At 69.6% G+C, this 24,967-nt stretch carries 23 protein-coding genes; 7 read left to right on the plus strand and 16 right to left on the minus strand.

Annotated elements, in window-relative coordinates; all coding sequences use genetic code 11:
• Window positions 1–44 precede the first annotated feature (44 nt).
• From QTI51_RS26445 to QTI51_RS26470, 6 genes are all read right to left on the minus strand, one after another.
• Window positions 45–521, minus strand: a complete 477-nt coding sequence (locus QTI51_RS26445; RefSeq protein WP_165840432.1) for a Fur family transcriptional regulator — start codon at window positions 519–521, stop codon at window positions 45–47.
• Window positions 518–1,924 (minus strand): efflux transporter outer membrane subunit, encoded by a 1,407-nt coding sequence (locus QTI51_RS26450; RefSeq protein WP_286516687.1) that lies wholly within the window; start codon window positions 1,922–1,924, stop codon window positions 518–520. Before QTI51_RS26450 ends, QTI51_RS26445 begins: the two co-directional genes overlap by 4 nt.
• An 8-nt stretch (window positions 1,925–1,932) precedes the next feature.
• Window positions 1,933–3,942 (minus strand): ABC transporter permease, encoded by a 2,010-nt coding sequence (locus tag QTI51_RS26455; RefSeq protein WP_286516688.1) that lies wholly within the window; start codon window positions 3,940–3,942, stop codon window positions 1,933–1,935.
• Window positions 3,936–5,147: an efflux RND transporter periplasmic adaptor subunit gene (locus QTI51_RS26460; RefSeq protein WP_286516689.1), complete on the minus strand. Its 1,212-nt coding sequence runs from the start codon at window positions 5,145–5,147 to the stop codon at window positions 3,936–3,938. Before QTI51_RS26460 ends, QTI51_RS26455 begins: the two co-directional genes overlap by 7 nt.
• Window positions 5,147–5,803 carry a hypothetical protein gene (locus QTI51_RS26465; protein ID WP_286516690.1) on the minus strand — a complete coding sequence of 219 codons (657 nt, stop codon included), beginning with the start codon at window positions 5,801–5,803 and terminating at the stop codon, window positions 5,147–5,149. The genes QTI51_RS26460 and QTI51_RS26465 overlap by 1 nt, the downstream gene beginning before the upstream one ends.
• 117 nt (window positions 5,804–5,920) lie before the next feature.
• On the minus strand, window positions 5,921–6,589 hold the full coding sequence (locus tag QTI51_RS26470) for a nickel uptake transporter family protein (RefSeq protein WP_286516691.1): 669 nt from the start codon (window positions 6,587–6,589) through the stop codon (window positions 5,921–5,923).
• A gap of 349 nt (window positions 6,590–6,938) precedes the next feature.
• Between QTI51_RS26470 and QTI51_RS26475 the strand changes: the two genes are divergently transcribed.
• Together QTI51_RS26475 and QTI51_RS26480 are read left to right on the plus strand one after the other, a co-directional pair.
• The gene (locus QTI51_RS26475) at window positions 6,939–7,454 is read left to right on the plus strand and encodes an RNA polymerase sigma factor (protein WP_286516823.1); all 516 of its coding nucleotides are present in this window, start codon (window positions 6,939–6,941) and stop codon (window positions 7,452–7,454) included.
• 73 nt (window positions 7,455–7,527) lie between these two features.
• Entirely contained in the window at window positions 7,528–8,733 is a 1,206-nt protein-coding gene (locus QTI51_RS26480) for a FecR family protein (protein WP_286516693.1), read from the plus strand.
• 33 nt (window positions 8,734–8,766) lie between these two features.
• On the opposite strand, the gene QTI51_RS26485 is transcribed toward QTI51_RS26480, so the two are convergent.
• Genes QTI51_RS26485 through QTI51_RS26495 form a run of 3 tightly spaced genes read right to left on the minus strand, consistent with a single transcriptional unit; the run spans window position 8,767 to window position 12,742 of the window.
• Window positions 8,767–10,209 (minus strand): c-type cytochrome, encoded by a 1,443-nt coding sequence (locus QTI51_RS26485; protein WP_286516694.1) that lies wholly within the window; start codon window positions 10,207–10,209, stop codon window positions 8,767–8,769.
• Window positions 10,206–11,978: a GMC family oxidoreductase gene (locus tag QTI51_RS26490; RefSeq protein ID WP_286516696.1), complete on the minus strand. Its 1,773-nt coding sequence runs from the start codon at window positions 11,976–11,978 to the stop codon at window positions 10,206–10,208. Before QTI51_RS26490 ends, QTI51_RS26485 begins: the two co-directional genes overlap by 4 nt.
• Window positions 11,979–11,992: 14 nt before the next feature.
• On the minus strand, window positions 11,993–12,742 hold the full coding sequence (locus QTI51_RS26495; RefSeq protein ID WP_286516697.1) for a gluconate 2-dehydrogenase subunit 3 family protein: 750 nt from the start codon (window positions 12,740–12,742) through the stop codon (window positions 11,993–11,995).
• Window positions 12,743–12,917: 175 nt separating this feature from the next.
• On the opposite strand from QTI51_RS26495, the gene QTI51_RS26500 reads away from it, so the two are divergent.
• Window positions 12,918–13,499 (plus strand): peroxidase-related enzyme, encoded by a 582-nt coding sequence (locus tag QTI51_RS26500; protein ID WP_116912088.1) that lies wholly within the window; start codon window positions 12,918–12,920, stop codon window positions 13,497–13,499.
• A 113-nt stretch (window positions 13,500–13,612) separates the two neighbouring features.
• Here the strand turns inward: QTI51_RS26500 and QTI51_RS26505 are convergent, their stop codons facing one another.
• The 3 genes from QTI51_RS26505 to QTI51_RS26515 all read right to left on the minus strand — a co-directional run bounded on the left by QTI51_RS26505 (window position 13,613) and on the right by QTI51_RS26515 (window position 16,742).
• Entirely contained in the window at window positions 13,613–15,364 is a 1,752-nt protein-coding gene (locus tag QTI51_RS26505; protein ID WP_116912089.1) for a phosphoethanolamine transferase, read from the minus strand.
• A 102-nt stretch (window positions 15,365–15,466) separates the two neighbouring features.
• Window positions 15,467–16,039: a phosphatase PAP2 family protein gene (locus tag QTI51_RS26510; RefSeq protein WP_116912090.1), complete on the minus strand. Its 573-nt coding sequence runs from the start codon at window positions 16,037–16,039 to the stop codon at window positions 15,467–15,469.
• Window positions 16,026–16,742, minus strand: a complete 717-nt coding sequence (locus QTI51_RS26515; protein ID WP_116912091.1) for a phosphatase PAP2 family protein — start codon at window positions 16,740–16,742, stop codon at window positions 16,026–16,028. The genes QTI51_RS26510 and QTI51_RS26515 overlap by 14 nt, the downstream gene beginning before the upstream one ends.
• 163 nt (window positions 16,743–16,905) lie before the next feature.
• Here QTI51_RS26515 and QTI51_RS26520 point away from each other — a divergent pair, with 163 nt between their 5' ends.
• Complete coding sequence (locus QTI51_RS26520) at window positions 16,906–17,580, plus strand: response regulator transcription factor (RefSeq protein ID WP_116912092.1); 675 nt, start codon at window positions 16,906–16,908, stop codon at window positions 17,578–17,580.
• Complete coding sequence (locus tag QTI51_RS26525) at window positions 17,577–18,977, plus strand: ATP-binding protein (RefSeq protein ID WP_116912093.1); 1,401 nt, start codon at window positions 17,577–17,579, stop codon at window positions 18,975–18,977. Before QTI51_RS26520 ends, QTI51_RS26525 begins: the two co-directional genes overlap by 4 nt.
• A gap of 54 nt (window positions 18,978–19,031) precedes the next feature.
• On the opposite strand, the gene QTI51_RS26530 is transcribed toward QTI51_RS26525, so the two are convergent.
• From QTI51_RS26530 to QTI51_RS26545, 4 genes are all read right to left on the minus strand, one after another.
• A complete protein-coding gene (locus QTI51_RS26530) occupies window positions 19,032–19,703 on the minus strand; it encodes a M949_RS01915 family surface polysaccharide biosynthesis protein (RefSeq protein WP_286516700.1) in 672 nt (223 codons plus the stop codon).
• Window positions 19,704–19,786: 83 nt separating this feature from the next.
• The gene (locus QTI51_RS26535) at window positions 19,787–20,209 is read right to left on the minus strand and encodes an acyl-CoA thioesterase (RefSeq protein ID WP_286516701.1); all 423 of its coding nucleotides are present in this window, start codon (window positions 20,207–20,209) and stop codon (window positions 19,787–19,789) included.
• Window positions 20,206–21,036, minus strand: coding sequence for a DMT family transporter (locus QTI51_RS26540; RefSeq protein WP_503011544.1), 831 nt, complete (start codon window positions 21,034–21,036; stop codon window positions 20,206–20,208). The genes QTI51_RS26535 and QTI51_RS26540 overlap by 4 nt, the downstream gene beginning before the upstream one ends.
• A 77-nt stretch (window positions 21,037–21,113) precedes the next feature.
• A complete protein-coding gene (locus tag QTI51_RS26545) occupies window positions 21,114–21,896 on the minus strand; it encodes an SDR family oxidoreductase (RefSeq protein WP_286516703.1) in 783 nt (260 codons plus the stop codon).
• A gap of 145 nt (window positions 21,897–22,041) precedes the next feature.
• On the opposite strand from QTI51_RS26545, the gene QTI51_RS26550 reads away from it, so the two are divergent.
• Together QTI51_RS26550 and denD are read left to right on the plus strand one after the other, a co-directional pair.
• Window positions 22,042–23,739 (plus strand): electron transfer flavoprotein-ubiquinone oxidoreductase, encoded by a 1,698-nt coding sequence (locus QTI51_RS26550; RefSeq protein ID WP_286516704.1) that lies wholly within the window; start codon window positions 22,042–22,044, stop codon window positions 23,737–23,739.
• Between the two features lie 158 nt (window positions 23,740–23,897).
• Window positions 23,898–24,944, plus strand: a complete 1,047-nt coding sequence (gene denD, locus QTI51_RS26555; RefSeq protein ID WP_286516706.1) for a D-erythronate dehydrogenase — start codon at window positions 23,898–23,900, stop codon at window positions 24,942–24,944.
• Window positions 24,945–24,967 lie beyond the last annotated feature (23 nt).

The raw sequence follows: 24,967 nt of genomic DNA on the forward strand, positions 1-24,967 counted from the left end.
CGCAGCGGCGCGACGACAACACGGGCGCCTGGCCGCCTCTTCTTTCAGGTGCGCACAGCACTGGCCGCGTCGGCAGGCAAGGCGCTGAAGTAGCGGCCCGTGCCGCCGGGGCTGGGCTGCACTTCGAGCACGAGCCCGGCCAGGTCGAAGCCTTCGCGCTCCGCCGCGGCGAGCAGGCGCGCGCCCAGGTCGGCGTCGTCCAGCACCACGCGGCGGCCGGTGCGCTGGCACACCAGCTGCAGGCCCAGCGCACCGCGCTCGGTGCGCCGCAGCCAGTACAGCGCCTTGCGGTCGCTGCCCCAGCCGCGCAGCAGCACCTGCCGCGTTTCCAGCTCGTGGATCAGGCGGTAGACGGTGCCCAGGCTCACGCGCGTGCCGCGCACGCTCATGCGGCGGAACACCTCTTCGGCGGGCAAGGGCGTCTCTCCCGCCGCATCGATGACCTGCAGCACGCCGATGCGCGCGCTGGTGGGCCGCAGCCCCGCGGCGCGCAGGCGCTGCATCACGTTGGTACCGCTCATGGCGATGTCTCCCTGTTGTGTGTGGTTGCCACCTGCTGTTGCTGCGCCCATCCGCCGCCCAGCGCGCGGTACAGCGCCACGCTGGCCTGCAGGCGCTGTGTCTTCAGTTGCACCGCGGCGTCTTGCGCGGCATAGAGCGTGCGCTGCGCGTCGAGCAGCACCAGCAGCGTTTCGGCGCCGGCCTTGTAGCGGGACTGCGCGAGCGTGAACGCGCGCTGGGCCTGGCGGAGTTCTTCCGCCTGCGCATCGCGTTGCCGGTCGATGCCCGCCACCGCGTCGAGCGCGGTGGCCACGTCACCGAAGGCCGCGACCACGGCGGCGCGGTAGCCCGCCAGCAGCTCTTCGCGCCGCGCCACGGCCAGATCGCGCCCCGCGGCCAGCCGGCCGGCGTCGAAGATGGGCGCCGCCAGCCCGGCGGCCAGCGAGTACACGGGGCTGTCGAACAGCGCGCGCAACCGGCCGGCGCTCCAGCCCACGCCGGCGCCCAGCGTCACGCGCGGCAGCAGGGCGGCGCGCGCCACGGCGATGTCGGCATCGGCCGCGTCGAGCAAGGCTTCGGCACGCGCGATGTCGGGCCGCCGCGCGAGCAGGTCCGACGGCAGGCCCGCACCGATGCCGGGCTCGCGCAGGCCGTCGAGGCTCGCGGCGGCAAGGTCGAAGCCGAAGGCCGATTGGCCCGACAGCACGGCCAGCGCGGTGCGCGCGTCGTTGGCCTGCTGGTGCAGCGCGGCCAGCGTGCGTTGCTGGCTTGCGACCAGGCCGCGCTGTTGCGCGAGCTCCAGCGGCGTGGCCGCGCCCGCGCGGGCGCGTGAGTCGACCAGCGCCAGCACGCGCTGCGCGTTGTCGAGGTTGCGCGTGCCGATGGCCGCGCGCTCGCGCAGCGACACGGCCTGCAGCCATGCGTTGGCAACGCCCGCCGTGGTGGTCAGCCGCACGGTGTCTTGCGCGAAGGCGCTGGCGCGCAGGCCGGCCAGCGCGCTGTGCTGGGCGGCCCGGTTGCCGCCCCAGAAGTCGAGCTCGTAGCTAGCGCCGAGGCTGGCCGCGAAGCTGTCGCCCGCGACCTGCGCCTCGCCACCCATGCGGCCTTGCCGCGTGGCATCGAGCCCCGCCGTCACGCCCGGCCACAGGGCCGCGCCGGCCATGCGCGCGGACGCCTCGGCCTGCCGCACGCGCGCGGCGGCGGCGGCCACGTCGAGGCTCTGCGTGGCGGCCTGCTCGACCAGCGCGTCGAGCTCGGTGCTGCCGAAGCTGCGCCACCACGGGGCGTCGCGCTGTGCCGCCGCGTCGGGCACGGCCGCGACGGGCGTGGTGGTCGGCGGCGACGCGGTCGCGCAACCCGACAGCAGCCAAGCCGCGGCCACCGCTGCCGCCGTGGCCGCCAGCGGTTTCAAGAACCTGCGCATCGTCATCCTCACTCCCCTGCCAGCGCCACGACCGGCGCCAGCCGCGCGGCGGTCGTCGCGGGCATGTAGCCGAAGATCAATCCGGTCGCGACGGCGCAGCCGAAGGCTCCCGCCATCGCCGTCACTGAAAACACCATGGGCACGCCGCTGAAGATCAGCACGGCACCCACGGCCAGCCCCGCGAGCACGCCCACCACGCCGCCGGTGAGCGTGAGCAGCGTGGCCTCGGTCAGAAACTGCCGCAAGATGTCGCGCTGCCGCGCCCCCGTGGCCATGCGAATGCCGATTTCGCGCGTGCGCTCGCGCACGGTCATCAGCATCACGTTCATCACGCCGATGCCGCCGACCACCAGGGACACGGCGGCGATCAGGCCCAGCATCAGCGTCATGCTGCGCCGCGTCTGCGCCTCGGCCTGCAGCTTGGCGGCGGCGTTGCCGATGGCGAAGTCTTCCCTGCCATGACGCGCCAGCAGCAGCTTGCGAATGCCCGCCTCCGCCGCCAGCACCTGGGCCGACGAGGCGGCGGAAACGACGGTGTAGTCAGGCTGGGTCTGCACCTGGTACACGCGCGCCCTGCCCGCCTGGTAGGGGATGAACACCATGTCGTCGTAGCTCTGCGCGCCCGATTCGGCGCCACGCTCGGCCATGACGCCGATGACCTCGAAGGGCGAATTGCCGATGAGCAACTGCCGCCCGCGCGGGTCTTCGATGTCGGGAAAGAAGTGCGCGCGCGCCTTGTGGCCCAGCACCACCAGCGGCGCCAGGCCACGGTCTTCCTCGTCGCTGAAGTAGCGGCCCAGCGCCACGGGCCACTGGTGCACCACGGGCATGGCGTTGCTGCTGGCGAACACGTACACCTCGCGGTCGGCATTGCCGTGGCGCACGGTGATCGGGTCGCCGATGACGGGCATCACATGGCCCACCTCGGGCAGCGCGGCCACGGCGTCCAGGTCGTCCTGCGTGAGCGGGCGGGCCGGGCCGCCGCTGGTGGGGGCGCGGCTGCCCAGGTACATGATGGTGGTGCCCAGCGTGCCCATCTGCTGCACCACGCGCTGGCGTGCGCCTTCACCCACCGCGAGCATCACGATGACCGAGGCTACGCCGATGACGATGCCCAGCAGCGTGAGGCCGGTGCGCGAGCGGTTCAGCCGCATGCCGCGCCAGGCGGTGCGCGCGGCCTCGCGCAGGTCGGCGGCAAAAGAGGCGCCGCTGTCGCCGGCGGCGCGCGACATGTCGAAGGCGGGCAGCACGGCGACAGCGTGTTGCTTTTCGTGTTCCTTTTCGTTTTCGTTTTTCTTTTTTTCGTGCCCCGGCTCGCTGCCGCTGTCGGCCACGATGGCGCCGTCGCGAATCTCGATGACGCGCCGCGCCTGCGCGGCCACGCCGCGGTCGTGCGTGATCAGCACGATGGTGTGGCCCGCGTCGGCCAGCTCGTTCAGCAGCGCCATCACCTCGGCGCCGCTCTTGCTGTCGAGCGCGCCGGTGGGCTCGTCGGCCAGGATGATGCGGCCGCCGTTCATCAGCGCGCGCGCGATCGACACGCGCTGCTGCTGCCCGCCGGAGAGCTGTGCAGGCCGGTTGTCGAGCTTGTCGGCCATGCCCAGGCGCGCCAGCAGCGCGGTGGCGCGCGCGGCCCGCTCGCTTTCGGAGGCACCGGCGTAGATGGCCGGCACCTCGACGTTCTCGCGCGCCGATTCGGTGGCGATCAGGTGGTAGCCCTGGAACACGAAGCCGAAGGCCTCGCGGCGCAGCCAGGCCAGCTCGTCGGCGCCCAGCGCCGACACGTCCTTGCCGGCGAAGCGGTAGCTGCCCTCGCTGGGCCGGTCGAGGCAGCCGAGCAGGTTCATGAGCGTGGACTTGCCCGAGCCCGAGGCACCGACGATGGCGACGAACTCTCCCGCGCGAATGTCCAGGTCGATGCCGCGCAGCACCTCGACCGCGGGCTGCGCACCGCCGCCGTAGCGCTTGCGGATGCCGCGTAACTCGATGAGCGCGGGAACGGTCGCGGTGCTCACCATTGCAGCCATCCGAGGCCGGTGGCCGGCTTCGCCTCGCCGAGCACCAGGCGCTCGCCCTCTTTCAGGCCCTCCAGCACTTCGGCGTGGTGGCGGCTGCGCGCGCCCACGCGCAGCGTGCGCAGTTCGGGGCGGCCGTTGCTGGCGAGCACGCGCGCGGTGTGGGAGCCGCGTGCGCCGGTGGCACCGCCCGCGGCGGTGACGCTCGTGATGGCCGCCAGCGGCACCGCGATCGCGTTGCTGGCGCTCGCGGTCACGAAGGCGACCTGCGCCGTCATCTGCGGCATGAGCTCGCCGTCGGCGTTGTCCACGTCGAACAGCACGGTGTACGCCACGGCCTTGGTGGCGGCGGCCGGCGTGGCGGTGGTGGCGCCCTTGTTCTCGGCGACGGGCGGCGCGGGCAGCACCTGGCGCACGGCGCCCTGCCAGCGCCGCGGCACCTCATCGCCACGGCCGTCGCCGTGCCCGCCCAACGTGGTGAAGTACACGGGCATGGCCGGCTTCACGCGGCGCACGTCGGCCTCGCTCACCTCGGTCCACACCGTCATGGCGCCCAGGTCGGCAATGCGCAGGATGTTGGGCGTCTGGTAGGTGGCGTTCAGCGTCTGGCCCTCGCGCGCCTCCACCGACACTACGGTGCCCGCCATCGAGGCGTAGATGCGGGTGTAGCCCAGCCGGGCCTCGTCGGCCTTGAGGGTGGCCTGGGTCTGGTCGATCTGGGCGCGGAGGTTGTCGCTCTTCGCGCCGGCCGAGGCGAAGGCGGCTTCGGCGGCCTGCAGGTCTTCGAGCCGCGTGGCCTCGTCTTGCGCCATTTGCCTTTGCCGCGCCAGCTGCTGGCCCGCGAGGCGGTGCTGGGCCTGCTGGTCGGCCAGCTGCGCGCGCAGGCCGGCGAGCGATGCGCGTCCCGCGTCGACCGTGGCCTGCTGCACGCTGGGGTCGATCTCGACCAGCAGCTGCCCCTTCTTCACCGTGTCGCCGGCCTGCACGTGCAGCCGGTTGACCTGGCCCGACACCTGCGCGCCCACGTCCACGTACTTGCGCGGCTGCAGCGTGCCGATGGCGGTGACGGTGGCTTCGATGTCGGCGCGGGCCACGGGCACGGTGTCGTACGCGGGCGCGCCGCGGCCCGGCCACCAGAAGGCGATGCCCGCGACCACCACCACGGCAACGAGCAGCACGGCGGTGCCCGCGCGCACAGGCGCATTCATCAGGGCTTGACCTCGAAGCTCAGCGTGGCGGTGTGGCGCACGTCGTCGTACTTCTTGCCGTCGAGCGTGACGGCGCCGTTGTCTACCCGCGCGGTCACCTCCAGCACATACAGGCCCGGGAACGGCGTGCCCAGCGTGACGCTGCCGTCGGCCGCCGGCGCGAGCTGGCGGCGCCAGCCTTCGGCGGTGTCGACGTTGACCTGGCTGGCCGACACCACGCGGCCCTTGAACATGAGCTTGAAGGTGTTGCCGCCAGGCTCGGTCGGCACCAGCTCCAGGTCGTTCACGGCCTGCGTGCCGGCGCGGCCGAAGCGTGACTGGTAGTAGGTGAGCACGCCCTTGTCGCCGGTGCGGGTGGCGGTGAAGCGAAGGTCGCCATTCGCCGCCTCCGCGGGCAGCGCCACATCGAAACAGTCGGCGCGGGACTCGACGGGCAGGGGCTTGCCGTCGGGCAGCACGGCCTTGGGTTGCTGCAGCGCGGGCAGCGCGGCGAGAGGCTTGCGCAGCTCGCCGGCGCGGATGCTGAAGTACGCGATGGTGTTTGTGGTGTCACCGCCGGTGGCGGGCTCTTTTTGCAGCCACAGGTAGTCGGCATGGGCGGTGCCTGCCAGCAGCAAGGCGGCGGCTGCGAGCGCGGCGTGGAATCGGGTGTTCATGAAAATTTCTGGCTCTCTCTTCTTGTCTCTGTTCACGCTGCGGGGCACGACGCGCGTGCCCCTCAGCGCCCTCCCCTCGGCACTCTGGCCATGGGGCGAATGGCGTGCTTGCGGCGCTTACCTGGCCACGAAGCTCAGCGTGGCCGTGTAGCCCAGCTTCTGCACCTTCTGGCCCGCGATTTCGAGCTCGCCCACCGGGTCGGCGTCGTGCGCGCTCACGAGGATGTAGCGGCCCTTTTCCTTCACCGGCACGTCGATGCGACCGGCCTTGTCGGTCTTGAAGTGCTTGCTCCACTTCTCGGGGTTGATGACGGTCACGGCCTTGTCCGCCACGGGCTGGCCGCGGAAGAACAGCATGAAGGTGTCGCCACCGGCCTTCACGGGCACCAGCTCGTAGTCGAGCACGACGTGGGTGTCGGTGCGGCCCGCACGTGCGTTGAACACGGCGGCCTTGGTGTGGCCTTCCTTGGTCTTCCAGGGCTTCCACACCTGGTCGTTGACCAAGCGCACATCGCCAGTTCCGCCCGTTGCACCCGTTTCGGCCACGGCCGCTTCGAGGTGGTCCGGCTTCACCACGAGCTTCGCGGGCTGCGCGCGGTCGGTGGTGAACACCTGCGTGGTGGCGGCGAGCCTGGCGACTTCTTCGCCGCTGTCGTGCGCGCTGTCGGCATCGCCGACGTACACGCGCACGGGGCCGCTGGCGTCGCGCTCCAGCCAGAGCTGGTGCGCCTGGGCGCCGATGGCGGCCGCCGACAAGGCGAGCGCGAGCAGGGATTGCTTGAACATGAGAGTGCTCCTTGGATACACGGTTGAAAAAACGAAGGTCTGTGGCGGCGCAGCCCGGCGAAGCTGGCGAATAACAAAGACTCTCATTCATATAGACGCACGAGGCCGCCCGGCCCTGACGTGCCGTCACCACTTTTTTTCAACTTTTTTTTCGGCGGCAAGAACCCCGAGCAACGAGGGCGTGCAATGCGTCCGCGCAATGGGGCCGCAGGCCGAGGGGCCAACAGGCCCGATGCCATAATCCGCGCCCTACGCCCTCGGCCCGTTTCGCCTGTACAGATCAGCCGCCGCCACATCTGCCGCATGCCCGAGGGAGGCTTCCCCTGCTGGACGTCTTGCCTTGTCTTCCGTGGTCGCGCGCTATTACCGGGAACTGCATTCCCTCCTCACCCGCACGTTGAAGGACCGCCATGCGGCCGACGACGTCGTGCAGGAGGCGTTCACGCGCGTGCTGGCCTTGCGCCATGCCGGGCGCCCCGTGGAAAAGCTGCGCTCGGTGCTGCACCGCACCGCCTACAACCTGGTGATCGACGCGAGCCGGCGCAACAAGCTGCGCGACCACGACGACCTGGACGCGCTGCCCGAACACACGCTGCCCGCCGCCGCGCGCTCCTCGCAGCCCGAGGAGCAGCTGTGCGCGGCGCAGCGCGCGCAGGCCATGCTGGCCACCATCGAGGCGCTGCCACCGCGCTGCCGCGAAGCCTTCGTGCTCTACAAGATCGACGGCGTCGACCAGGCCGAGATCGCACGGCGCATGGGCATTTCCGTGAACATGGTGGAGCGCCACGTGATGCGCGGCATGGACGCCTGCCGCGCCTGCCGCGACCGGCTGGACGGTGAAGGCAGCGAAGGCCGCGCGCCATGACACGGCTTTTTTACGCAGCGGCATCAGGATGGCGGCGCCTCGTGCGTCCATACATGCAGACAGCCTTCATTCCATGAACCGCCTTCTGCCACCTTCCCCGGACCGCCCCGACCTCGCGCCTGCGCGCGGGGACGAGCTGCGCGACGAACGCGAGCTAGCGGAGTACGAGCCCACCGGCGATGCGGTCGATCAACAGGCCGCCGCGTGGTTGCTGCGCCGCCAGCGCGGGCTGGGCGCGCAGGCGGAGGCCCAGTTCCAGGCGTGGCTGTCCGAAAGCCCGGCGCACCATGCCGCGTTCATGCGGCACCAGGCGACATGGGCCGAGCTCGACACGCTGCCGGCGCACGCAGTCGAGCGGCTGCGCGACGGCTTGCCGCGCGCGCTGCCGCCGAACCCTGCGCCAACACTGACAACACCGACAACAACCAAAAGGCCGACGCAACCACAACGCTCCCGCGCCACCGCATGGCTTTCCCCGCACGCCCTGCGCGGCCTGGTGCCCCAGGCCGCGGGCGCCGCGTTCGCCGTGGTGGTGGCCGCCGGCACGTGGCTGGGCTACGACCAGTGGCAGAACCGCGCGCTGTTCAGCCAGACCTTCGTGACCGCGCGCGGCCAGCTGCTCGACGTGACGCTGCCCGACGGCAGCAACCTGCAGCTGGACACGGCCACGCGCGCCGAGGTCAGCCTCTACCGCCAGCGCCGCGAGGTGCGCCTGCCGCAAGGCCAGAGCGCCTTCCAGGTGCAGGCCGACCCGGGCAGGCCGTTCGACGTGCTGGCCGGGCCGCTGCGCATCACGGTGCTGGGCACGCGCTTCTCGGTGCGCTATACGGCTGATGCCGACGTGCCCGGGGGTGTAAGGGTGGCGGTGGAAGAAGGCCGCGTGAAGGTGGCGCCGGCCAGCGCGCCGGTCGATGCCGACGACCCGCTGGCGGGCGGCGCCGGCGTGCTGCTCACGGCCGGCCAGGCCGTGAATGCCGACAGCAGCGGCCACATCGATGCGGTCTCGCAGGTGAGCACGGCGGCCTTCGCGCCGTGGCGCGACGGCCGCATCGCGTTCGACAACACGCCGTTGTCAGACGTGCTCGCCGAGTTCGAGCGCTATGGCGACACGCACCTGCGCATCGCCGACCCGGCCATCGCTCGCATGCGCATCAGCGGCAGCGTCGATGCGCGCAAGGTCGAGAACTTTGCGCTGGCCCTGCCGCGCGCGCTGCCGGTGGTGCTGCGCGACGCGGGCAACGGCGAGCGCGAGATCGTGCCCGTGCCCGTGCTGCCTTGATCTGCAAGCGGCCGCGGGCTGCCCGAGAACGCGCTACGGGTTCTTCGCCACCGGCTTGAGCGTGTCGCGCACCTTGGCCACCTGCGCGGGCGTGACCGCGTCGCCCTGGTTGCCCCAGCTGCTGCGCGCAAAGCTCAGCACGCTCGCCACGTCGGCGTCGGTCAGGCGCCAGCCGAAGTCGGGCATGGCGATGGGCGACGGCGCCTTGGCGGTGCTGGGCATGGCGGAGCCCGCGAGCACCAGGCGAATCAGCGAGGTCGGGTCTTTCGCGTTCACCACGCTGTTGCCGGCCAGCGCGGGAAAGGTCTTGTCCGCGCCCGTGCCGTCGGAGCGGTGGCAGGCGTTGCAGTTGTTCAGGTACACCATGGCGCCGCTGTTGCCTTCGACAGTGCCATTGCGCAGTGCCAGCGCGCTCGGGTGCTGAGGGGCCGCCGCAAGCAACGACGCTTGGGTGGCTTGAGGCGTTGACGTTGACGACGCCTGTGCCCCGTCTTTCGCGCCCAGCGACTGCAGGTACACCGCCACCGCCTGCAGGTCTTGCGTGGACAGGTGCTGAGTGCTGTTCTGCACCACGTCGACCATGGCGCCGAAGGCGGCCGTGTGGCTGGTGCGGCCGCTCTGCAGGTACTGCACGATGTCTTCGGACGACCACTGCGCCATCGTCGGGCGGTCGGTGTGGCGCAGCGGCTGGGCGTACCAGCCGTCGATCACCGCGCCCGACAAGTACACCTCGCCCTTGCGCTCGCTGGCGGCCTTCACGCCGCCGAGCATGCTGCGCGGGGTGTGGCAGTCGCCGCAATGGCCCAGGCCCTGCACCAGGTAGGCGCCGCGGTTCCATTCGGCGCTGCGCGCGGCGTCGCCCTGGTACACGCCCTTGTCGAGGTAGATCCAGTTCCAGCCGATCATCAGGCTGCGCATGCTGAAGGGCCATGGCAGGTCGGTGGCCGGCGGCTTCTGCGCCACGGGCTGCACGCCGTTGCGAAAGAAGGTGAACAGCGCATGCATGTCCTCGTCGTTCACGCGGGCGAACGAGGGGTACGGCATGGCGGGGTACAGGCGGTGGCCGTCGCGGGCGATGCCTTCGCGCAGCGCGCGGGCGAACTCGGCCTCGGTGTAGGCGCCGATGCCGGCCTGCGGGTCGGGCGAGATGTTGGTGGAGACGATGGTGCCGAACGGCGTCTTCATCGGCAGCCCGCCGCCGAAGGCCGGCTTGCCCGGCGCGGTGTGGCAGCTGACGCAGTCCCCCGCGCGGGCGAGGTAGCGGCCGTGCTCAAGCACGGGGTCCGCGGAGGCGGCGGGGGCCGGCGCAGCGGCTGCCATGGCAACGGGTGCAGATGCCGGTGCGGCCATCGATGCAGACGCGGCTGCCGCAGGCGCCTCGCTCTGCTCACCACTCTTCTGCGCCACGGCCCATGCCCCCGCGCCCAGCAACACCACGGCCACGGCAACGCCGCCGTACACACGACGCGCGCTCATGCCAGCGCTCCCGGGTTCTTCAGATACTGCTCGCGAATGGCCTTGGCCGACCAGTACGCCAGCGCGCCCACCATGCCGGTCGGGTTGTAGCCGAAGTTCTGCGGGAAGGCGCTCGCGCCCATCACGAACACATTGGGGACGTCCCACACCTGCAGGAAGCGGTTCACCGCGCTGGTGCTCGGGTCGGTGCCCATGGGCGCGCCGCCCGTGTTGTGGGTCGACTGGTAGAAGCGCACGTCGTAGTGGGCGTCGGGCTTCTGGAAGTTCATCTTCATCTGCTTCGGCCCCATGGCCTTGGCGATCTGCTCGACCTTGGTACCGATGAACTGCGTCATCGCGAGGTCGTTGGCCTTCCAGTCGAAGGTCATGCGCAGCAGCGGCTGGCCGTGCACGTCCTTGTAGGTGGGGTCCAGGTCGAGGTAGTTGTCGCGGTAGGCCATCACCGAGCCCTGGCTGCCCACGCTGGCCATGTACAGGTAGTTGTCCTTCACGGCCTTCTTCCAGCCCGCGCCCCATGCGGGCGCGCCGGGCGGCAGGCTCATCTGCTGGATGGGGCGCCCGCCGGTGTTGATGCTGTTGATGGTGGCCCCGCCGATGAAGCCCAGCGGCCCGTGGTCGAAGTTGTCGCCGTCGAAGTCGTCGATCACGGTGCCGCTGGCGCCCGCGCCCACGAAGGGGTTCATCGGCTGTTCCTTGTCGAAGAACAGGCTCGCGCCGCCGTTGAGCTGGTAGGCGTAGTTGCGGCCCACCACGCCTTCGCCGGTGGCGGGGTCGTAGCGCTTGCCGATGTTCGACAGCATGAGCAGGCGCACGTTGTGGAACTGGTAGGCGCACAGCACCACCAGGTCGGCGGGCTGCTCGACCTCGTTGCCTTCGGCGTCCACATAGGTCACGCCGGTGGCGCGCTTGCCGTCGGGCGACATGTTCACGCGCAGCACGTGCGAGCGGGTGCGCAGCTCGAAGTTGGGGCGCTTCATCAGCACCGGCAGCAGCGTGGTCTGCGGCGAGGCCTTGGAGTACATGTAGCAGCCGTAGCGCTCGCAGAAGCCGCAGAAGTTGCACGGCCCCAGCTGCGCGCCGTGCGGGTTGGTGTAAGCGCGAGAGGCGTTGGCCGCGGCCTGCGGGAACGGGTGGTAGCCGAGCTCGCGCGCGGCTTTCTCGAACAGTTTGGCGCTGTTGACCGAGGCCAGCGGCGGCAGCGGAAACTCGTTGGCACGCGCGCCTTCGAACGGGTTGCCGCCCGCCTGGATCTTGCCGCCGATGTTGCCGGCCTTGCCCGAGGTGCCGCAGATTTTCTCGAACTGGTCGAAGTGCGGTTCCAGCTCTTCGTAGCTCACGCCGAAGTCCTGGATGGTCATGCCATCGGGAATGAACTTCTTGCCGTAGCGCTCTTCGTAGGTGCTGCGAATGCGCAGGTCGCTGGGCAGCGGGCGCCAGTGGTGGCCGTTCCAGTGCACGCCCGCGCCGCCCACGCCGTCGCCGGGCAGGAAGGAGGCGAGCTGCCGGTAGGGAACGGCAATCTCGGCCGGCGTGTGGCGGATGGTGACGGTCTCGCGCGAGAGGTTCTGGAAGAGTTTGCCGCGGATGCCGTAGCTCAGCTCGTCGGTGATGCGCGGGTAGGCGAAGTCGGGCTGGGTGTCGCGGTTTTCGCCGCGCTCCAGCGCCAGAACTTTCAGGCCGGCGGCGGTGAGCTCCATGCCCATGATGGCGCCGGTCCAGCCGAAGCCGACCAGCACGGCGTCGACGCCGGGTTTCTTGATGTTTGCCATGGTGGTGCGCCCCTTCAGCCCTGCGGGCCGGCGATGCTCACCGGCGGCAGGTTGTACTTGACGCCCGGGCGGTCGACCCAGTCGGCGTAGTCGGCGCGCGCGCCGGGAAAGCCGATCATCTTCCAGGCCGCGGCGTTCTTGTTGCCGCCGTGGATGGGGTCGCTGAAGTAGCCCTCTTTGGTGTTCTGCAGCAGGAAGCCGAAGAAGTCCGTCGCGCCCACGCCGTCGAGCTTGACGCTGCCGGCCTCCAGGCCCTTGAGAACCTCGTCTTGCTGCGCCGCGCTGAGCTGCGCGAAAGGCTTGTCCGCGAACTGCTTGAGGCAGTAGGCGTCGGTGGCGGCGATGCCGGCGCGGTACACCTCGCGCGGCGGCATCTTCTTCTGGTAGCCGAACAGCGGCGACACCTCGACGAAGGGCCCCTGAATGTACCAGGTGGCCGCATGGCCGAAGGCGCCTTCCATCTGCCGGTCGATGAACTCGGGCACGCCCGCCTCGATGGCGCCGGGGCCGGCGTCGTCGGAGGGAATGAGCCGGGCGACGGCGGCCTGCACGAACTTCCATTCGTCGGCGTTGAAGTAGACCGGGGTGTAAGGGGTGGGGGGAGCGCTTGATGCGGCGGCCGGCACAGGAGCGGCAGCGGGTGTGGTGGCCTGGGCCAGCGCGGCCCCGGTGACGCCACCGGCGCCGAAAGCCGTGGCGGCCGGCACGATGGCGATGGACCGGCGCAGGAAACCCCGCCGGTCGGAATGCGACACGTCTTTCATCGCGTTATGTGCGGCTTTGCGCCGCGTGTTGTTGTGCGAACCTTCATCATCGCGATACCGTGCGCAACATCTTGTAGGAAAGTGTCCTGCCTATCATGGAAGCCGCAATGCGCCTTTCAAGTGGCTTTCAAGCGGCTTGTAAAACGCTTTCGAACACACAACAGAAGGAGACGACATGACCGCCACCCGCTACCCGCTCGCCGAACTGAAAGACCTGCCCGAGGACATTCGCACCGCCATCCTCGCGGTGCAGGAAAAAGCCGGCTTCGTGCCCAACGTGTTCCTGGGCCTGGCACGCCGCCCGGCCGAGTGGCGCGCCTTCTTCGCGTACCACGACGCGCTGATGCTCAAGGAAGAAGGCTCGCTCACCAAGGGCGACCGCGAGATGATCGTCACCACCACCAGCGCGGCCAACCAGTGCCTGTACTGCGTGGTGGCGCACGGTGCGCTGCTGCGCATCTACGAGAAGAAGCCGCTGGTGGCCGACCAGGTGGCGGTGAACTACCGCAAGGCCGACATCACGCCGCGACAGCGCGCGATGCTCGACTTTGCGATGAAGGTCTGCGACCGCTCGCACGAGATCGACGACAGCGACTTTCCACCGCTGCACGCGCACGGCTTCGACGACGAAGACATCTGGGACATCGCGGCCATCACCGCGTTCTTCGGGCTGAGCAACCGGCTGGCCAGCTTCAGCGGCATGCAGCCGAACAACGAGTTCTTCCTGATGGGGCGGGTGCCGCGCGAGAAGAAGTGAACGAGCCTTGCAGGGCCGCGCAGTTCGTTGCGCGGCACGCTGCCGGTTCGCGTCAGATCAACCACCGCCGCTGATCGCACCCTGAACAAACGCGCGACGCTCAGCCCCGATGCTCAACCCTTGGCGCGGCAGGAAGCCAACGCATCGAGCGCCGGCTTGTAGGTGGGCGTGGTGACGTCCATCACGCCCAGCACCGTGTGGTACAGGTTGTCGTGCGTCAGCGGCGCGTCGAGCCCCGCTTCCATGCACGAACGCGACAGCTTGCGCCGCTCGGTCATGCCTTCGCTGAACCACGTGACCATGGGCACGTGCTTCTGCGCCTCGGGCGCGAAGCTGTAGGGCACGCCGTGCAGGAACAGGCCGTACTCGCCGAGCGACTCGCCGTGGTCGCTCACGTAGAGCATCGCCGGGTCGTAGGTTTTCGACTGGGCCTTGAGCCAGTCGATGGTCTCGCCCAGGAAGCGGTCGGTCTGCGCGATGGAGTTGTCGTACACGTTCATCAACTCGTTGTGGCCGCACTCGGCCAGCGCGTTGGTCTTGCACTCGGGCTGGAAGCGCTTCACGTCGGGGGCGGAACGCTTGTAGTAGGCCGGGCCGTGGCTGCCCATCTGGTGCATGACCAGCACGATGCCCTTGGCGCGGCGCTCGGCCGGCAGCGCGGCGATGCGTTCGTCCAGGTTCTTCAGCATCACGTCGTCCAGGCACTCGTCGCCGTCGCACAGCGCCTTCTTGGTGGCGGCGTCGAGGCCGTCGAAGGCCGAGGCATTGGGCACGCGCACGCACACGCCCTTGCAACCGGCCTGGTTGTCGAGCCAGAACACGGCCAGCCCGGAGGCCTGCAGCACGTCCATGAGCGACTCGTAGTCGTCCTTGCGGGATTCGTAGCCCTGCTTGCCCAGCGGCGAGAACATGCACGGCACCGAGGCCAGCGTGTTGGTGCCGCAGGAGTGCACGTCGCGGTAGCTCAGCACGCCGCGCTTGGCGAGCTCGGGCGTGGTGTCGCGGGCATAGCCGTTCAGCGCGAAGTGGTCGGCGCGCGCCGTCTCGCCCACCACCACCACGAACAGCGGCGGCTTGGTCTGCGACGCGTAGCTCGCGCCCAGCGCGGTGCCGGCGGTGATGGGAATGAGCTTGCCGCTGCGCTTGAACATCGGCTTGATCAACAGCGACCCCGTGGAGTACAGCGTGGCGATCGGGTTCATCATGTAGCGCAGGTGCACGTTGTTGCGCATCAGCGGCGCCAGCTCGCGGTTCATGGACACGGCCGCGGCCAGCGCCACCACCACGGCCAGCACCAGCAGCGCGACGTTGCGCCACAGCTTCGACAGGAAGCGCATCGGCACGATGCGCACGCGCCACAGCGCCCAGCCTGCGGGCAGCGCGACGACCAGCACGTTGAAGGCCATGCGCCAGCTGAGCAGGTCGCGCGCTTCGTTCGGGTCGGTCTGCATCGCGTTGGCGATCATGGTCGGGTCCATGACGACGCGGTACTCGAGCATGTAGTGCTGCACCACGGCCGCGAGCACCACCACGGCGAACCACAGCGGCTTCATCCATCGCGACCAGGCGGTGAACGACAGCATGGCCACGGTGCCGCAGAGCGTGAGCAGGCTCATGACGGCGACGGTCGGCAGGTAGGTGCTGGGGGCGCCGCCGATGCGGGCCAGGTCGTTCCACAGCGGCCAGTTGGTGGTCAGCACCAGGTACAGGCCGAGCCACAGCACGACCGACGCGGCGGAGCGCGGTTGCGCCAGCCACAGGTTGAAACGGGTCCAGGGGTTGGCGCCGACCGACGGGAGCTGGCTCAGGGGCTCAGGGACACCTGTACGCTGCAAGGGCGTGGAGGCGGTTCGCGAAACAGACATGTAAAGAATGTAGGGCGCCCGCCTGAAGGGAGCCTGAACTGATCCGTTCAGTCTCGGTTCAGTGTCCGGTCAGGCAAGGCCCGGAGATTCAGGCTCCGCGGCTCAGGCCTTGCGCAGCCGTGCCCGGCGGCGCGCCGCCACGGACGCCCCGGTGGCGGCCCGGCCCACCGGCCGGCTCAAGCCCCGCTCCACCAGGATCGACACCAGCGCGCCCAGCATGACGGCGGCCGCGATGTCGGAGGGGAAATGCAGCCCCAGGTACACGCGGCTCCAGGCCACCACGGCGGCCACCACCAGCGCCGCGTACATCGGCATGCGAGAGGGCAGGCTCCACAGCGAGAAGGCCACGGCGAAGGTGCCGGCCGCATGCATGCTCGGAAAGCCCGGCCGCGCGCCCTGCGGCACCCACTGGATGCCCAGGCCGTAGAACGCCGGCCGCGGAATGGGCGCGACTGTGCGAATCAGGTTCACGAGCAGCCACGCCGCCAGCAGGCTCACCAGCGCGGTGAACAGGGCGTAGCGCCAGCGCCGGCTGGCCAGTGCGCACGCCCCTATGGCGAGCAGCAGCAGCGCAGGCAGCAGGTTCGAGGCGAATTCGGCGAACTGCAAGGTCCTCGGCGGCACCGAGGCGCTCGCGTTGACCAGCCCGAACAGCGCGACATCAAGACCCTGCATGGGCGGGCACGGCCTGTTCCGGCGCCGGCGCGAGAACGCGCGGGCTGCGGCGCGTGAGCGCCAGCTCGATGGCGAAGCCGACCGTCCAGCAGACCCAGGCCGTCCACAGCGTGTGGCTCATGTAGTGCGCGCCGCGCAGTTGCTGCGCCACGCCCAGCACCAACCCGGCCACCACCGCCACGCCCAGCCAGACGGCCGCGACGCGGGGCGACACCCGGCGCAGCACGAAGTACCCGCCCACGTAGGCGAAGGCCGCCGAGGCATGGCCTGCCGGGAAGCAGCCGCCGGGGCCGCCGTCGTTGACGCCCCACGACCAGTGCGACACATAGCGCGCCACGCCGCCGAACTCCTGCAGGTCCCAGGGGCAGCTGGTCTGGCTCAGGTTCTTGAGAATGCTGACGGCGATGACCGAGGCCAGCACCGTTACGGCCAGCTGGGCGCGCTCAGCGGTGGCCAGGCGGCGCAGGAAGGCGAAGGGCCAGCGGATGGCGGCGAACAGGCCGATCACCAGCACCCAGCTCAGGTCGCGCGCGCCTTCATGCATGACGTGCACCATGAAGGGGTTCGAACGCAAGGGAAAACCCATGGCCGAGCCCGCCATGCGTGCCAGCAACAGGTCTCCGCCGGTCGCGTCCCATGCCATTACCGCGGCAAGCGCAACGAGGGTCAGCACCCCCAGGCGAAAATTCGGGAAACGTGTCATGAACGAAGGCAGGACGGGAAAACAGCCGCGAGCCTACGTTCGCGGCATGAACCCAGCCTGAAGCCACATGAACCGAAGCTGACTGGCGTCGGTGCCCGATGGGCTGGCGGCGCCACTGCAATCGCGTGGCGCTAGACTCGTTTTTTTGCGTAAAGGACATGGCGTGCGCATATTGCTCGTCGAAGATGACATTGCTCTTGCGGATGCCGTCTGCAGCTACCTGCTGGCCAAGGCCTTCGTGGTCGATGTCGCGCCCAGCCTCGCCGACGCGCGCGGGGCCCTGCTGTCGGTGCAGTACGCGGCCGTGCTGCTCGACCTGCACCTGGGCGACGGCGACGGCCTGTCGCTGCTGCCGCAGGTGCGCGCCCTGCCCGAGCGCCCCATCGTCATCGTGCTTACCGCGCGCGACCAGGTCACCGACCGCATCCGCGGGCTGGACGCTGGCGCGGACGACTACCTGACCAAGCCCTACGACCCGGCCGAGCTGCTCGCGCGCCTGCGCGCCGTGGAGCGCCGGCGCAGCGCCCACAGCTCGCCGGTGCTGAAGCTGGGCACGCTCGAGATCGACCTGGCCCACGACATGGTGCGCAAGGACGGCGCGCCCATCACGCTCACCCAGAAGGAATGGGCGCTGCTGCGCGTGATGGCCACGCGGCCCGAGCGCATCCACACACGCGAGAACCTGGCCGACGCGCTCTACGGCTTCGGCGACGAGGCCGACAGCAACACGCTGGAGGTGTTCATCAGCCGCCTGCGGCGCAAGCTCGGGCGCAGCCACATCCAGACGCTGCGCGGCCTGGGCTACCGGCTGTCGACCTCCGCGGACGACGACGAATGAGCATCCGCTTGCCCGCGGGCGGGCGCGACTCGCTCGCCGGCCGCCTGACCCGCACGCTGATCCTGTGGGTCGGCGGCGTGTGGCTGCTGTGCGTGTTCGCGGTGGTGTGGTACGTCGACCGAGAGATCAACCACAACTTTGACAACGAGCTGGTCGAGGTGTCGCACCGCATGTTCGACATGGCCGTGCAGGAGCTCGACAAGCTGCAGCATGTAAGCGGCACGGGAAATGGTTCAGGCAATGGCTCGAGCAACGGCTCCGCCCCAGCCGCGCCCACCGAACCGCTGGTCGCGCCCAAGCAGCTGTTCTCCGAAGACGCGGTGATCTACCAGATCGTCGACCTGCACGAGCACGTGCTGCTGCGCTCGGCCGAGACACCGGCCGACACCTTCGACGTGCCGCTGGCCGCCGGCTTCGCCAACAACCCGACCTGGCGCATCTACACCGTGCGCCATCCCACGCTGGGCCTGTACTTCCAGGTGGCCGACCCGCTCGACGAGCGGCGCCGTGCGCTGAACCGCACGCTGTTCGGCCTGATCATTCCGCTGGGCGCCGTGCTGCCGCTGCTGGCGCTGGTGCTGCGCAACGTGGCGCGCACCGAGCTGCGCGTGCTGCAGCAGATGTCCGGCGAGATCGAGAAGCGCAGCGGCGCCGACCTGAGCCCCATTGCCCTGCCCGGCCTGCCGCGCGAGCTGCGCACCGTGGGCGACCACGTCAACCGGCTGCTGGAGCGGCTGTCGCAGTCGCTCGACGTGGAGCGCGCGCTGGCCGCCAACGCCGCGCACGAGCTGCGCACCCCGCTGGCCGCGGCACGCCTGCGGCTGCAGACCGCGCTGGAGCACGACCTGCGCCGCAACGACGTGCAGGCCGCGCTCGACGCCCTGCAGATGCTGAGCCACCGCGCCGAAAAGCTGCTGCAGCTGTCGCGCGCGGAGTCGGGCGCGTCGCTGGCACGCGCGCGCATCGACCTGGTGCAGCTCGTGGGCACCGTGGCGCAGGAGTTCTGGCAGGACCCGCTCGTCAGCGAACGCCTGGCGCTCAAGGTGCCCGACAGCGCCGCGCCCATGGCGCGCGGCGACGTCGACGCGCTGGCCATCGCCCTGCGCAACCTGGTGGAGAACGCCTTGCGCTACGGCGGCGGCGGTCGCGTGGTGATGGAGGTGATGGCGCCCTGCACCCTGGCCGTGCGCGACTTCGGCGCGGGCGTGAACGAAGCGCAGCTGCGCACGCTGCAACAGCGCCACGTGCGCCACAGCTCGGACCGCGCGGGCTACGGGCTGGGCCTGTCGATCGTGGGGACCATCGTGGAGAAGCACGACGCGAAGCTGGTGCTGTCGTCGCCGCCGGTGGGGGCGGCGCATGGGTTCGAGGCGCGGATCGTGTTGCAGCCGGCCTGAGCTTCAGGCTGGGATCGGCCGGGATCGGCCGGGATCAGGCTCAGAGGCGCCCCCTCAGCGCCTCGCGCGCTCCTTCCGCGGCTCGTACCCGTACGAGTTGTCGAACCCGAACTGCCCGGCCGCGTCCATCGCCGTCATCTTCTTCACCAGGTGCTGCTGCACCGGCTTCGGCAACGCGAAGTAGGTGCTGTTGGCCGTGGTTTTGCGCTCGCCGTCGAAGTGGCCGGTGACCGCGTGGATGGTGGCCTTGCTGCCCTTGTGAAAGGTCACCAGCTTGATGCGGCCCACGAAGTCGTCGTCGTCGATGTGCTCGGCGTCCTTCTGGTTGAAGAAGCGGTACACGAGCACCGGGTCGACCAGGCCGTCGCCATCGATGTCCGCCAGCTCGATGAGCTTCGAGCGAAAGTTGACGCCCGCCTCGTCCTTGCCCGCGAAGTCGCGGATCGACCACTCCTGCGTAAGCGTGTTGTCGGGCTCGACCTTGTACAGCGAGGCCCTGATCGTGGAGGACAGCAGCTCTTCCGCGAACGGCAGGTCCTGCTTTTCGCCGAGCAGCAGGGCGTGGCTGCCGGCCGCGTCGGTGTAGCAGTAGCGCTTGAACGCGCGGAGGTCGAAGCCGGCTTTCTTCAGCGCGTCTGCGCTCAGGAAGGGCGCGTTCGCGGGGCATTCACGGGCGGCGATGGCCGTGCCGGGCCGGCCCTGCGCATGGCTGCAGGTCGCTGACAAGGCAAGGGTTGCCAGTGCCGCAAGCGCCGCGAGTGTCGAAAGTGTCGCGAGCGAGAGGATCTTGCGTTGCATCGCCCCCCGCCCTACTCGCCCACCAGCGTGCGCAGCCAGTCGGGCAGCGCCAGCGCCTTCTGCTTCGGAAAGTCGACCCAGATGGTGGTCGCGCCACCCGCCGCGCTGATGACCTCGGGCGACTCCTCGCGCGCCATGGTTCCCCAGGTCTCGAAGGTGGTGCGGCCCGGGTCGCTCACGTACATCTTCAGCAGCACGTTGCCCGGGTACTCGATCTGCCGGTAGAAGTTGCAGAAGGCGTTGACGATGACCATGCCCTCGCCGCCGGGCTCGGGCTCGAAGCCGATGGAGCGCATCCAGTCGATGCGCGCGGTTTCCAGGTAGCGAAAGTAGGTGCCGTTGTTCAGGTGGCCCATGGCGTCCATGTCGCCCCAGCGGATGGGAATGGACGTTTCGTACACGAGCTTCTTCTTTTCGGGAATTTCGATTCTCATCGGTGCGCCTTGATGGATGCGAGGATGCCCAGCACGAACAGCAGCGCCGCCACCCACTCGGTGGCCTGCGGCCAGCGGCCGTCCCAGACGAAGGAATAGACGAGCGCGAACAGCGTCTCGCTGACGATCAGTTGCCCGCACAGGCTGGCCGACAGCCGCTGGCTCGCGACGTTCCAGAGAATGGTGGCCAGCCACGACGAGCCGAAGCCGCTGGCCAGCGCGATCCACACGAACAGCATGCCGTCGGGCCGGGCGCGCAGCGTGGCCAGGTCGCTGCCCGCCACCAGCCACAGCAGCAACGCGCCCAGGCCGGTCGCCACGCCGAGCCAGTTGGCCCAGTCGGTCGCGTTGAGTTCGGCGTGGCGCTGCAGCCAGGAGGCGTTGAGCAGGCCGTACACCGTCCAGCTGGCCATGGCGGCCAGCGCCAGCGCAATGCCCCAGCCGAAGCGAGCCCCGCCCTGCCCCGTGCCGTGCTGCGCGGACCACGCGCCCCAGATCATCAGCGCGATGCCCGCGCCCGTAAGCAGCAGCCCCGGCAGCAGCGTGCGCAGCCGCAGGCCCGCGGGGCGGCCCAGCAGCATCATCCAGACGGGAATGGTGCCGATGATGAGGCTGGGCACCTCGGTGCCCGCGGCTTGGATGCCGAAGGCCAGCAACAGGTAGTAGCCGCTGAAGCCCAGCACGCTGAGGCCCAGCGCCGCCAAAGCCTGCCGCCCCGTGGGCCAGCGCACGGCGGCCGGCCGCGCGAACACGGCGATGCCCGAGATGGCGCCGAACACCAGGAAGCGCGCGGCGGTGATGTCGACCATGCCGAAGTGGCCGACCATGCGCGGCACCACGAACACCAGCCCCCACAGCGCGCCCGCGGCCAGCCCGGCCGCGACGCCGATCCACGCCCTCGGGCTCAGAGCGCGAATCCGTCGTCGGCCGCGATGACGGCGCCGTTCACGAAATGGCTCTGGCCGCTGGCCAGCAGCACGATGAGGCCGTCGAGGTCTTCGGGCTTGCCCACGCGCTTGCGCGGCAGCATGCTCACCAGCTTGGCGCCGCCCTCGGTGCCCCAGTGCTCCTCGTTGAGCTCGGTGGTGATGTAGCCCGGGCACAGCGCGTTCACGTTGATGCCGAAGCGGCCCCACTCGAGCGCCATGGCCTTGGTCATCTGCACCACCGCGGCCTTGCTCATGCAGTAGGTGCCGATCTGCGGCATGACCTTCAGCGCCGCCGCCGAGGCGATGTTGATGATGCGCCCGCCGATGTAGGTGCCCGGCGCCCTGCCCTTGGCGCGCGCCAGCATGCGCTTGCCCACCTCTTGCGCGACGAAGAACGAGCCCTTGACGTTGGTGTCGAAGATGTAGTCGTAGTCGTCGGGCGTCACATCTTCCAGGCGCTGCGTGGTGCTCACGCCCGAGTTGTTGACCAGCACGTCGATGGGGCCGACCTCGGTCTCGGCGCGCGCCACGGCCGCCTTGATGCTGCCGAAGTCGGTCACGTCGAGCTCGACCACGTGGGCGTCGTGGCCCTCGCCCTCGATGCGCGCGCGCAGCTCCTTGAGCTTGTCGACGCGGCGGCTGGCCAGCACCACGGCGGCACCGGCGCGTGCCAGCGTTTTCGCGAACTGGGCCCCGAGCCCGCTGGAGGCGCCGGTGACGAGGGCCACGCGGCCGGAAAGATCGATGCTGTAGGCCATGAACTTGAATCCTGTGGAGTCGCGCAGGTGACGCTGAAGGCGCGCCCATGGACGACAGGGGCCGCCCACGGACGCCGCATAAAATGCCCCGCAATCCGCGATGCATGACCCCGCGCCTCGAAAAATCATTATCGACCCAACCCACATGACGCACGACGAAATCCTTGCCCAGTTCGGCCCTCGGGAAGCCATGGAATACGACGTGGTCGTGGTCGGCGGTGGCCCGGCCGGCCTCTCGACCGCGATCAGGCTGAAGCAGCTCGCCGCACAGCAGGACAAAGAAATCTCGGTGGTCGTGCTCGAGAAGGGCTCGGAACCCGGCGCGCACATCCTGTCCGGCGCCATCATGGACCCGCGCGCGCTCAACGAGCTGTTGCCCGACTGGAAGGAACTGGGCGCGCCGCTGAACCAGCCGGTGACCGACGACGCCATGGTGTTCCTGGGCGAGAAGGGCAGCCTGCGCACGCCCAACGCCTTTTTGCCGGCGTGCTTCCAGAACCACGGCAACTACATCATCAGCCTGGGTGCGTTCACCAAGTGGCTGGCACAGCAGGCCGAGAACCTGGGCGTGGAAATCTTCCCGGGCTTTCCGGCGGCCGAGGTGCTCTACAACGAGAACGGTTCGGTGCGCGGCGTGGCCACGGGCAACATGGGCGTGGGCAAGGACGGCGAGCCGACCGAGAACTTCCAGCTCGGCATGGAGCTGCTGGGCAAGTACACGGTGTTCGCCGAAGGCGCGCGCGGCCACCTCGGCCGCCAGCTCATCGCGAAGTACAAGCTCGACGAAGGCAGAGACCCGCAGACCTACGGCCTGGGCGTGAAGGAAGTGTGGGAAATCGACCCCAAGCGCCATGTGCCCGGCTTCGTGCTGCACACGGCCGGCTGGCCGATGAAGAGCGACACCTACGGCGGCGCGTTCCTCTATCACATGGAGGACAACAAGGTCACCATGGGCTTCATCACGGGGCTGGACTACAGCAACCCGTACCTGAGCCCCTTCGAGGAAATGCAGCGCTGGAAGCTGCACCCCAACATCCGCTGGTACCTGGAAGGCGACGAGGCCAAGGGCATCAAGCCGGCCAAGCGCATCGGCTACGGCGCGCGCGCCATCACGGCGGGCGGCCTGCAGTCGCTGCCCAAGACGGTGTTCCCGGGCGGTGCGCTGGTGGGCTGCGAGGCCGGCTACCTGAACGTGAGCCGCATCAAGGGCAGCCACGCGGCCATCAAGACGGGCATGCTGTGCGCCGAGGCCGCGTTCGACGCGGTGCAGGCCGGCCGCCAGCACGACGAGCTCACCGCCTACCCCGAAGCCTTCGAGAAGAGCTGGCTGCATGCCGAGCTGAAGAAGGCGCGCAACTTCAAGGCATGGTTCAAGAAGGGCCTGGGCATCGCGACGCTGATGAACGGCATCGAGCAATGGCTGCTGAAGGGCAATATTCCCTGGACGCTGCGCCGCACCAAGGCCGACCACCTGTACCTCAAGCCCGCGTCGGAGTGCAAGCCCATCGTCTACCCGAAGCCGGACGGCAAGCTCACCTTCGACCGGCTCTCCAGCGTGTTCATCAGCAACACCAACCACGAAGAGCAGCAGCCGGCCCACCTGACGTTGAAGGACCCGACGGTGCCGGTCAACGTCAACCTGGCCAAGTTCGCGGGGCCCGAGAGCCGCTACTGCCCGGCGGGCGTCTACGAATTCGTGGGCACCGAAGACGGCAAGCAGCGCCTGCAGATCAACGCGCAGAACTGCGTGCACTGCAAGACCTGCGACATCAAGGACCCGACGCAGAACATCGTGTGGGTAACGCCTGAAGGTGGCGGCGGACCCAACTACGTGGGGATGTAAGTCCCCCTGGTTTCTTGAAGCCCTCTTCGGAGGGCTTTTTCGTTTTTGGCTCTGTTGTTGTGTTCGGTGTCTTTGTTCCGGCGCGGGCGATGGCACCCCGAATGGCGCCAGAACCCAGCCCCGAAGCTATTCTTGGGCGACAAAAGGAGACAAGACCCATGCACATCGTCATCACCGGCGGCGCCGGCTTCCTGGGCGCGCGCCTTGCCCGCACCCTGCTCGCGCAAGGCCGGCTCTCGCTCGCGGGCGCCCCGGCGCAAACCATCCGGCGCATCACGCTGGTGGACCGCGCGCCGCCGCCCGCCGACCTCGCGGCCGACCCGCGCGTCGACGCCATCACCGGCGACCTGAACGCACAGCTCGCCGGTGATGGCGCTGATGGCGCTAATGGAGGTGTTGCGGACGACACCGTCTGGCGCGAGGCCCACGCCATCTTCCACCTGGCCGCCGCGGTCAGCGGCGAATGCGAGGCCGATTTCGACCTCGGCATGCGCAGCAACTTCGCGGCCACGCATGCCTTGCTCGAGAAGGTTCGCGCGCTCGGCACCAGGCCCGTGCTGGTGTTCTCCAGCTCGCTGGCGGTGTTCGGCGACTCGCCCGAGCAACCGCTGCCCCAGGTCATCGAAGACCACACGCTGCCCACGCCGCAGACCAGCTACGGCATCCAGAAATTCATCGGCGAACAGCTGGTGGCCGACTTCACGCGCAAGGGGTTCGTGCGCGGGCGCAGCGTGCGCCTCATGACGGTGAGCGTGCGCCCGGGCAAGCCGAACGGCGCTGCGTCGGGATTTTTCAGCGGGATGATTCGCGAGCCCCTGGCCGGCTTGCCCGCCGCGTGCCCGGTGCCCGACGCCACGCCTGTCGCCATTGCGTCACCCGCGCGAACCGTCGAGGGCCTTGTGCGCGCGGCCTCGGCGAGCGACGCCGAATGGGGCCCGCGCACGGCGCTGAACCTGCCGTCGCTGGCGACCACGGTCGGTGACATGGCCGCGGCGCTGGAGCGCGTGGCCGGCAAGGCGGCCACGGCACTGCTCGACCGCACGCCCGACGCGGCCATCCAGCGCATCGTGAAAACCTGGCCCGGCCACTTCGAAACCGCGCGGGCGCGGGCGCTGGGGCTGGCGGCCGACGAGAGTTTCGAGGCGGTCATTCGTGAGTACGTCCGTGAAAATCCCGACGCTGTAAAGCTTCCGGGTGTTGCATAGTCCGGTGCGCCTGACGCGCACCT

It is taken from the genome of Variovorax sp. J22G73, assembly GCF_030317035.1.
Lineage (GTDB): Bacteria > Pseudomonadota > Gammaproteobacteria > Burkholderiales > Burkholderiaceae_C > Variovorax.

What these genes read in the sequence shown, in the direction of transcription:
- QTI51_RS26445 (WP_165840432.1), bottom strand. Translation starts at nt 521, where the DNA reads ATGAGCGGTACCAACGTGATGCAGCGCCTGCGCGCCGCGGGGCTGCGG.
- QTI51_RS26450 (WP_286516687.1), bottom strand. Translation starts at nt 1,924, where the DNA reads ATGCGCAGGTTCTTGAAACCGCTGGCGGCCACGGCGGCAGCGGTGGCC.
- QTI51_RS26455 (WP_286516688.1), bottom strand. Translation starts at nt 3,942, where the DNA reads ATGGTGAGCACCGCGACCGTTCCCGCGCTCATCGAGTTACGCGGCATC.
- QTI51_RS26460 (WP_286516689.1), bottom strand. Translation starts at nt 5,147, where the DNA reads ATGAATGCGCCTGTGCGCGCGGGCACCGCCGTGCTGCTCGTTGCCGTG.
- QTI51_RS26465 (WP_286516690.1), bottom strand. Translation starts at nt 5,803, where the DNA reads ATGAACACCCGATTCCACGCCGCGCTCGCAGCCGCCGCCTTGCTGCTG.
- QTI51_RS26470 (WP_286516691.1), bottom strand. Translation starts at nt 6,589, where the DNA reads ATGTTCAAGCAATCCCTGCTCGCGCTCGCCTTGTCGGCGGCCGCCATC.
- QTI51_RS26480 (WP_286516693.1), top strand. Translation starts at nt 7,528, where the DNA reads ATGAACCGCCTTCTGCCACCTTCCCCGGACCGCCCCGACCTCGCGCCT.
- QTI51_RS26485 (WP_286516694.1), bottom strand. Translation starts at nt 10,209, where the DNA reads ATGAGCGCGCGTCGTGTGTACGGCGGCGTTGCCGTGGCCGTGGTGTTG.
- QTI51_RS26490 (WP_286516696.1), bottom strand. Translation starts at nt 11,978, where the DNA reads ATGGCAAACATCAAGAAACCCGGCGTCGACGCCGTGCTGGTCGGCTTC.
- QTI51_RS26495 (WP_286516697.1), bottom strand. Translation starts at nt 12,742, where the DNA reads ATGAAAGACGTGTCGCATTCCGACCGGCGGGGTTTCCTGCGCCGGTCC.
- QTI51_RS26500 (WP_116912088.1), top strand. Translation starts at nt 12,918, where the DNA reads ATGACCGCCACCCGCTACCCGCTCGCCGAACTGAAAGACCTGCCCGAG.
- QTI51_RS26505 (WP_116912089.1), bottom strand. Translation starts at nt 15,364, where the DNA reads ATGTCTGTTTCGCGAACCGCCTCCACGCCCTTGCAGCGTACAGGTGTC.
- QTI51_RS26510 (WP_116912090.1), bottom strand. Translation starts at nt 16,039, where the DNA reads ATGCAGGGTCTTGATGTCGCGCTGTTCGGGCTGGTCAACGCGAGCGCC.
- QTI51_RS26515 (WP_116912091.1), bottom strand. Translation starts at nt 16,742, where the DNA reads ATGACACGTTTCCCGAATTTTCGCCTGGGGGTGCTGACCCTCGTTGCG.
- QTI51_RS26525 (WP_116912093.1), top strand. Translation starts at nt 17,577, where the DNA reads ATGAGCATCCGCTTGCCCGCGGGCGGGCGCGACTCGCTCGCCGGCCGC.
- QTI51_RS26535 (WP_286516701.1), bottom strand. Translation starts at nt 20,209, where the DNA reads ATGAGAATCGAAATTCCCGAAAAGAAGAAGCTCGTGTACGAAACGTCC.
- QTI51_RS26540 (WP_503011544.1), bottom strand. Translation starts at nt 21,036, where the DNA reads ATGGTCGGCCACTTCGGCATGGTCGACATCACCGCCGCGCGCTTCCTG.
- QTI51_RS26545 (WP_286516703.1), bottom strand. Translation starts at nt 21,896, where the DNA reads ATGGCCTACAGCATCGATCTTTCCGGCCGCGTGGCCCTCGTCACCGGC.
- QTI51_RS26550 (WP_286516704.1), top strand. Translation starts at nt 22,042, where the DNA reads ATGACGCACGACGAAATCCTTGCCCAGTTCGGCCCTCGGGAAGCCATG.
- denD (WP_286516706.1), top strand. Translation starts at nt 23,898, where the DNA reads ATGCACATCGTCATCACCGGCGGCGCCGGCTTCCTGGGCGCGCGCCTT.